The organism is Mucilaginibacter sp. P4_G9, assembly GCF_056400985.1.
Genome location: NZ_JBFUKF010000381.1, coordinates 1 through 8,307, shown reverse-complemented (window position 1 = coordinate 8,307; position 8,307 = coordinate 1). Strand labels below are relative to the sequence as shown.

5 protein-coding genes and 1 pseudogene are annotated in these 8,307 nt (G+C 43.8%); all 6 read right to left on the bottom strand.

Features of this window, described 5'->3' with window-relative positions; genetic code table 11:
* Positions 1-15: 15 nt before the first annotated feature.
* On the bottom strand, positions 16-738 hold the full coding sequence (locus tag AC1DPZ_RS22125) for a hypothetical protein (RefSeq protein ID WP_477407515.1): 723 nt from the start codon (positions 736-738) through the stop codon (positions 16-18).
* Between the two features lie 179 nt (positions 739-917).
* Positions 918-2,102, bottom strand: coding sequence for a M20 metallopeptidase family protein (locus AC1DPZ_RS22120; RefSeq protein ID WP_477407513.1), 1,185 nt, complete (start codon positions 2,100-2,102; stop codon positions 918-920).
* Positions 2,095-2,559 carry an SPOR domain-containing protein gene (locus tag AC1DPZ_RS22115; RefSeq protein WP_477407511.1) on the bottom strand — a complete coding sequence of 155 codons (465 nt, stop codon included), beginning with the start codon at positions 2,557-2,559 and terminating at the stop codon, positions 2,095-2,097. The genes AC1DPZ_RS22120 and AC1DPZ_RS22115 overlap by 8 nt, the downstream gene beginning before the upstream one ends.
* A gap of 157 nt (positions 2,560-2,716) precedes the next feature.
* Positions 2,717-6,030: pseudogene (gene secA, locus AC1DPZ_RS22110) on the bottom strand (preprotein translocase subunit SecA).
* A 235-nt stretch (positions 6,031-6,265) separates the two neighbouring features.
* Positions 6,266-7,189, bottom strand: a complete 924-nt coding sequence (locus AC1DPZ_RS22105) for a bifunctional riboflavin kinase/FAD synthetase (protein ID WP_477407509.1) — start codon at positions 7,187-7,189, stop codon at positions 6,266-6,268.
* Between the two features lie 83 nt (positions 7,190-7,272).
* Positions 7,273-8,001 (bottom strand): tRNA pseudouridine(55) synthase TruB, encoded by a 729-nt coding sequence (truB, locus tag AC1DPZ_RS22100; RefSeq protein WP_477407507.1) that lies wholly within the window; start codon positions 7,999-8,001, stop codon positions 7,273-7,275.
* Positions 8,002-8,307 lie beyond the last annotated feature (306 nt).

Sequence of the window (8,307 nt, the reverse complement as noted above, 5' to 3'; positions counted from 1 at the left end):
GCCAAGGATTTCAAATTAGCGTTCATCAAAAATGGTGGTCATTTCCTTGATCATAGTATCACCATCCGATGTACTTGGTTTACATCTTACCTTAAAACGATAAACAGGTATAGTATCCAGGTACTTGCCGCGGGCAAATTCATAGTAGTAAAACTCGCACATATCTTTGGAAAATATCTCTGTCTTACTACCAATAAACGGAATTCCTTTTACCTTGCGGCCGGGCGTGAATATCAGTGTTTTCAGTTTATCCTTATAGCTCTCGTTCTTACCGCCCGAACCCGGCAGCGCATCCCCCTTAACAAAATCGGAGTTATAGGCATTCTGGAAAATAAAGTCGAACATTTCTACCGTGTACAGCTGGTACTTGCCATTCTTTTTATAAACAGAACCACTATCCTGTTTGGCAAAATATTCTATTTTATGCTGACCAACACCGTTACTATGGCGTAGTTTGCGGTAAACTTTACCATCAACTTTGTTTTTTTTATCGTAGGTGTAAATGCGGTTCTCGGCAGTAAAGGCATAGGTTTTCATGTTCTGAAAAGCCTTATAAAAACTGGTATCGGCCATTACGGCATCTATAAAATCCTGCGCGTTTAATTTATGTGAACGAATATCAACCAGCGAATCTATAACAATGGTGCGGATAGTATCGGGGTTAAAACGGTTAATTTGCTGGCCAAAGGTTACGCTGCTGATAATTGTGAAAGCACACACTAATAATAATTTCTTCATTGCACTATTGACATTCTACCAGTAGAACCCGTTATAATATTTAAAACGCAAAGTCATCCTGAACTTGTTTCAGGATCCCACAGGCCCCCGGGGCGACTTAATGCCACACATCTTGCTCATGGGATGTTGATCCGACCAGTTGGCAGATGGCATGACGCCTGTTATTTTGAAGTCCGATGTTAATTCCCCAGCTGCTTAATAGCCAGGTAGGCCATTAAGCCTGTACTTATCTTAAAAGCGTCTTCCTCTACATCAAAGGTAGGTGTGTGTACCGATGAGGTGATACCACGTGCCTCGTTGCGGGTCCCTAAGCGGTAAAAGCAACTATCTGCCGCCTGTGAGTAGTAGGCAAAATCTTCGGCAGCCATCCAGATATCCAAATCGAGTACATTCTCTTTACCTAAGTAATCCTCGGCGTGGCCGCGGGTGGCATGGGTTAATACTTCTTCGTTGATCAGGAACGGATAACCGCGCATAATATTAAAATCGCAGCTGCCGCCCATGCTTTCGGCAATGCCTTCGGCCATTTTTTTCATACGCTTGTGGGCTTCTTCCCGCCATTTTTCGTCCATGGTGCGAAAAGTTCCTTCCAGGTAAACCTCATTAGGGATCACGTTGGTAGCACCGTTGGCAATTACTTTACCAAATGACAATACCGAAGGGCTCTTAGGATCGGCAAAGCGGCTTACCACCTGTTGYAGGGCGGTTAGTATATGGGCTGTAATAATTACCGGGTCGATATTTTGTTGTGGCTGGGCACCGTGACCGCCTTTACCTTTAACAGTAACATACAACTCATCAGTTGAGGCCATGTATTTGCCGGCACGGAACCCCACCTTACCCGCCTCTATCAAAGGCATCACATGCTGACCTAATACGGCCTGTGGTTTTGGATTTTCCAGTACGCCTTCTTTTATCATCAAACTGGCGCCGCCGGGAAGTTTCTCTTCGGCCGGTTGAAATATCAACTTAATTGTTCCACCAAACTGGCTTTTTAGTTCGGTTAAAATACGGGCAGTACCTAACAATGATGAGGTATGCGCATCATGACCGCAGGCGTGCATTACCCCAACGTTTTTTGATTTGTAAGGCACATCATTAGCTTCGGTAATTGGCAAAGCATCCATATCGGCGCGCAGGGCCACTACTTTATCAGATGGCAGGTCGCCTTTTATCAGGGCTACCAATCCGGTATCAGCCATCTTGTGGTACTCCAAACCCAGCTCTTCCAGCTTATTGGCTACAAAAACAGAGGTTTGCAACTCATGGAAAGATAGTTCGGGGTTGGCATGCAGGTGGCGGCGGTTAGCTACCACATCATCAAATATTTTTTGAGACAGGTCCTGTATTTTTTCTTTAATCATCGTTGGCATCAGCTTTAGGTAGATTTATTTTTTCGGATATGATAAACAGGCTCGGAAACGAGGCCCGGAGTTCCTGCATCAGTTTTTGGGCTTCCAGGCGTGTTCTGAAATCACCAGCGCGAACTTTAAAATTAGGTTCGCTGTACAGGATATAGGTACGCAGTTCGGGGTATTCCCGTTGCAGCCTGGCCTGCGCGCTGTAAGCTTCCTGCCGACTCGATCCGCTGAAGAACTGCACCCGGTAACCATAAGACGATGCTACCCCGGGCGCTACACCGGTTTCTTTATTTAAAGTAAAGCGCCTGGCTATCAACGTATCAACGAGCGGGTCTTTTACCACCTCAACCTTCCCACGGGTTTGCGCAAAAGTTTGGCAGGAGGCAATTATCAGTATAAAAAAAAAGCAGAATTTGATGAAGGCTGTTTTAGCTTTTTGATCAAATACTGCTTTTTTCATGGTTACTATAATTAGAAACCGTCATTGCGAGGAACGAAGCAATCCCCGATTTACAGAGCGGATCTGCATAGTTAGGGATTGCTTCGTACCTCGCAATGACGTGGTGTTGTTATTCTTTTTTTCCTCCTCCCCTTAAGGGGAGGCTGGATGGGGCTTCTTAATTCTGCCCTACGCCGTGGCAGTTTTTATATTTTTTACCGCTACCACAAGGGCAAGGGTCGTTACGGCCAATTTTTTGCTCAACCCTTACAGGTGTAGCTTTCTGCTGTTCACGAAAATCATCCATCGGGATGCCGTTAACTTCGTTTACCAACTCGGCTTTGGTGGTTTTCATTTTACGCAGATCAAGCTTTGGTTGCGGTTTTGCTTCTTTCACCTCTTCTGCTTGTTGCTGAACCGGGATACCACCGCGGAACAGGAAGCTAACAATCTCTTTATTCACGTTGGCCAACATGCCGCGGAACAGTTCAAAAGCTTCAAACTTATAAACCAATAATGGATCCTTCTGCTCATAAACTGCGTTCTGTACAGATTGTTTTAACTCATCCATTTCTCGCAAATGCTCTTTCCAGGCGTCATCAATCAGGTAAAGGGTAACGTTCTTCTCAAATGATTTAAACACTTCATGCCCTTTGTTATCAACCGCTTTTTTAAGCGGAACAGAAACCTGGATACCATGGATACCATCGCTAAACGGAACCACAATGTTTTCTACATACTGGCCGCGGGTATCATAAACGTCTTTTAATACAGGATAAGCCTGTGCAGAAACGGCATCCCCCTTACGTTTGTAAAAATCCATCACCGTTTGGAAGCTGTGATCAACCAGGGCATTGATAGAATTGGCGCCAAATTTATCAGCATCAATCTCCACATCAACAGAGAACAGGCGGATCATTTCTAAAGTGAAGCCTTCGTAATTGTTAGCCTCCTTATATTCGGTAGTGATATCCTCAACCACATCAAAAATGGTGTTGCTCAAATCAACATCCAAACGTTCGCCAAATAAAGCATTTTTACGTTTGGTGTAAACAACGGTACGCTGTGAGTTCATCACATCATCATATTCCAGCAAACGTTTACGAATACCAAAGTTATTTTCTTCTACCTTTTTTTGCGCACGTTCAATGGATTTAGAGATCATGGAATGCTGAATAACTTCGCCCTCTTCGATACCCATACGTACCATCAGGTTTGAGATCCTTTCAGATCCGAATAAACGCATCAGGTTATCCTCCAGTGACACAAAGAACTGTGAAGAACCCGGATCACCCTGCCTACCGGCACGACCACGTAACTGCCTGTCAACACGGCGGGATTCATGGCGTTCGGTACCTACAATTGCCAAACCGCCTGCTGCCTGTACACCTGCACCCAGCTTAATATCCGTACCACGACCAGCCATGTTGGTAGCAATGGTTACTGTACCAGCCTGGCCGGCTTCGGCCACAATATCGGCCTCTTTCTGGTGCATTTTGGCATTCAGTACGTTATGTTTAATACCGCGCAGCTTAAGCATACGGCTTAATAACTCAGAAATTTCTACCGATGTAGTACCCACCAGTACCGGGCGGCCGGCTTGTGTTAGTTTCACAATTTCATCGGCAACGGCATTATATTTTTCCCGGATGGTACGGTATACCAAATCCTGCCTGTCTTCGCGGCTTGCAGGGGTATTGGTTGGTATCTCTACCACATCCAATTTGTATATTTCCCAGAACTCACCGGCTTCGGTAACGGCAGTACCCGTCATACCGCAAAGCTTGTGGTACATTCTAAAGTAGTTTTGCAGCGTAACTGTTGCAAATGTTTGCGTGGCGTCCTCTACCTTCACATTTTCTTTAGCTTCAATTGCCTGGTGTAAACCATCGGAGTAGCGGCGACCATCCAATACACGGCCTGTTTGCTCATCAACAATTTTCACCTTGCCTTCGTCCAAAATGTATTCGGTATCCTTTTCAAACAAGGTATAAGCCTTTAATAATTGGTTAACCGAGTGGAGTGGATCCGTTCAGATTTGATAGAGAAATCGCGCATCAGCTCATCCTTACGGGCAATTTTTTCTTCGGTGCTCAGGGTTGATTTTTCAATCTCAGCAATTTCGGTGCCTACATCAGGCATCACAAAGAAATGTGGATCCTCGCCGGATGAGGTGATCAGTTCGATACCTTTTTCGGCAAGTTCAACCTGGTTGTTTTTTTCGTCGATAACAAAGAACAGTTCGGCATCTACCTTAGGCATATCCTTACCCTGATCCTGCATATAGTGGTTCTCTACCTTTTGCAGGGTACTTCTGTTTCCGCCTTCACTTAAAAATTTTATAAGCGCCTTACTTTTGGGTAATCCCCTGTAGGCCCGCAATAAAGCCAAACCACCACCCTCTGCATCGGTATTACCATCATTAATCGCTTTTTTGGCCTCGTTCAATACGGTGTTTACATAAGCTTTTTGTGCGTTAACCAAACGTTCAATACGTGGTTTAAGTTCATAAAACTCATGCTCATCACCACGGGGGATAGGGCCAGATATAATTAAAGGTGTACGGGCATCATCAATTAAAACTGAATCGACCTCATCCACCATTGCATAATGCAGTTTGCGTTGTACCAACTCTTCGGGGCTACGTGTCATGTTGTCACGCAGGTAATCAAAACCAAACTCATTGTTAGTACCAAAAGTAATATCTGCAAGATAAGCAGCACGGCGTTCTTCAGAATTTGGCTCATGTTTATCAATACAATCAACTGATAAACCGTGGAACTCATATAAAGGGCCCATCCACTCACTATCCCTGCGTGCCAAATAGTCATTCACTGTTACGATGTGTACTCCCTGTCCAGCCAATGCGTTCAGGTAAGCAGGCAGTGTAGCTACCAGCGTTTTACCTTCACCTGTTGCCATTTCAGATATTTTACCCTGGTGCAAAACTATACCACCTATAAGCTGCACATCGTAATGAACCATATTCCAGGTAACCTCGTTACCAGCAGCAAGCCAAGTACTTGCGTGAAATGCTTTTTCGCCTTTTATAGTAACATTGCTTTTTTGTGCGGCAAGATTACGATCAAACTCGGTTGCAGTAACTTCAATGGTTTTATTTTCAGAAAAGCGCTTAGCAGTTTCTTTTACAACCGCGAAAGCTTCTGGCAATATATTGATCAATATGTCTTCCAGTTCTTTGTTACGGTCTTTTTCCAGCTTATCAAGTTGAGTATACAGATCAACTTTTTCGGCTACATCCATATCAAGTTCGTTTTCGGTACGATCTTTTATAGCCTGAATCTCGCTGTCGATGCCTGAAAGGCCTTCGGCGATGGTTTGTTTAAAACCTATTGTTTTAGCTCTAAGCTCATCATTACTGATGTTATCGAGTTTTGCAAATTCAGCCTTTACTTTTTCAACTATCGGCTTAATACTTTTTACATCCCGTTCTGATTTGCTTCCAAAAAGCTTACTGATAAAATCTAACATATTATTTTGATATGATCCTACAAACTCAATAATTACGCCACGGCGACAATTAGAGCCATATTGACAGGCAAAGGTACGAAACCCCCTCTAAACGGCGAAGCTTCATTGGCATCAATATCAATTAATTAATTACATAGCGAATAATCTCCCCCGGGTTGGTGAGACTTTAATTTTTCAGAAGCCTATTGGACCTTGTTTTATTAAGCCTTCGCTTTTAGAGAGGAGTGGGATGAGACTAAAGCAGTGCCAGCACATCCACTTTATCCTGCCCTAACTGCACCTTAAGTTCATCCAGCGATGCAAACTTCACATCCCCGCGAACATAGTGATGAAATTCCATTTTGATGGGCTGATTGTAGATCTCCCGATCAAAATCAAATATGTTTACCTCGATATTACGGGTAAGGCCATTTACCGTTGGGCGGCTGCCAATATAGGCCATGCCTTTGTAGGTTTCGCCTGCAATATTTACAGTTACGGCAAAGATTCCATCGGATGGGATGAGTTTATATTTTTCTTCTACTACGATATTGGCTGTTGGGTAACCTAATTGTCTGCCTATCTGGTCGCCGCGGATCACTTTACCGGTAATAAAGAAAGGGTAACCTAAAAAGGCATTTGCCAGGTCGATCTGCCCGTTTAACAGCGCCGTTCTGATGCGGGTTGAGCTAATGGCTACCTCATTGATATCCTGCTCAGGGATCTCTACAACATCAAACCCGTAAACCGGACCAAGTTTTAGCAGATCATCCAGGCCACCCAGCCGGTCTTTACCAAAGCGATGATCGTATCCTATCACTATTTTTTTTGTACCGATCTTGTTTACCAGCACATCACGGATGTAGCCTTCGGCAGTTTGGTTACTAAAATCTCTTGAAAATGGAGTGATGATCAAATGATCTACACCCAATTGCTCCATCAGCTGGGCTTTTTCGGTAATAGTGGTTATCAGCTTCAAACTTTCGTCCTCGGGATGCAATATCATCCGTGGATGTGGAAAGAAGGTAAGAATAACAGTTTCGCCATTGATCTCGCTGGCAAGTTCTTTTATACCTGCAATAATTTTGCGATGGCCAATATGTACCCCATCAAATGTACCGATGGTGACAACTGCGTTTTTTATCGCTGTAAATTCATCAATATTGTGATATATCCTCATTTTATGAGTAAAAACGCAAATTTAGTTTTTTAGTTCACCCGGCTATACCCGGCATAATATTTTGACCGGGAAATGGTTAATGATCAACCCTTATCATCTACCTGCTCAACCGGCGCTTTTAAAGTTCTGATCATATTTACCAGTTCCATCACTTCCCATGCATCATCTACCCGGTAATTTCCGCTCCGTGTACGCCTTAATTTGGATAAATAAGCCCCGTTATTCAAAGCTGCTCCAAAATCGTTCACCAGCGAACGGATGTAGGTCCCTTTACTGCACACCACCCTGAAATCAACTTCCGGCAATTCAATGCGGGTTAGCTCAAACGCGCTGATGGTTACGTTACGCAGGCGCAATTCAACTTCCTCACCCCGGCGGGCCTTTTCGTATAAACGTTCGCCATCAATTTTTATAGCCGAATGCGCGGGTGGATATTGCTGAATATCCCCGATAAACCGTTCGCAGTTATTACGCAGCTGTTCCCCGGTAAGTTGGCTGATGTCGAATTTATTATCGACGTCCGTTTCCAAATCGTATGATGGCGTGGTTGCGCCAAGCACCATAGTGCCAGTGTATTCCTTTTCTTCGGCCTGGAAAGTATCAATCTGCTTGGTCATTTTACCAGTACAGATGATGAGCAGGCCGGTAGCGAGCGGATCAAGCGTGCCTGCATGACCAACCTTTAACTTAAGCGGCTTAAACGAATTGCGGATTTTGCCCACCACATCAAAGCTCGTCCAGTTATAAGGCTTATTAACCAGCAAAAGCTGACCTTCGGCAAATTCTTCTAATTTAGTATAAGTAGTCTTCAATTATTGCTATTTAAAGCCGCAAAGGTAGGGAAATAACAGCAACAAGCCCCTCCTTAATGGCGAAGCGTACATAAACGCCATTATTATATGATTAACTGTTGCGAATAATCTCTTCCGGTTGAGGAGACTTAAGAAAATCCTTCTAATTTAGTATAAGTAGTCTTCAATTATTGCTATTTAAAGCCGCAAAGGTAGGGAAATAACAGCAACAAGCCCCTCCTTAATGGCGAAGCGTACATAAACGCCATTATTATATGATTAACTGTTGCGAATAATCTCTTCCGGTTGAGGAGACTTAAGAAAATC

Coding starts and splice junctions, on each gene's coding strand:
- AC1DPZ_RS22125 (WP_477407515.1), bottom strand. CDS start 738: ATGAAGAAATTATTATTAGTGTGTGCTTTCACAATTATCAGCAGCGTA.
- AC1DPZ_RS22115 (WP_477407511.1), bottom strand. CDS start 2,559: ATGAAAAAAGCAGTATTTGATCAAAAAGCTAAAACAGCCTTCATCAAA.
- AC1DPZ_RS22105 (WP_477407509.1), bottom strand. CDS start 7,189: ATGAGGATATATCACAATATTGATGAATTTACAGCGATAAAAAACGCA.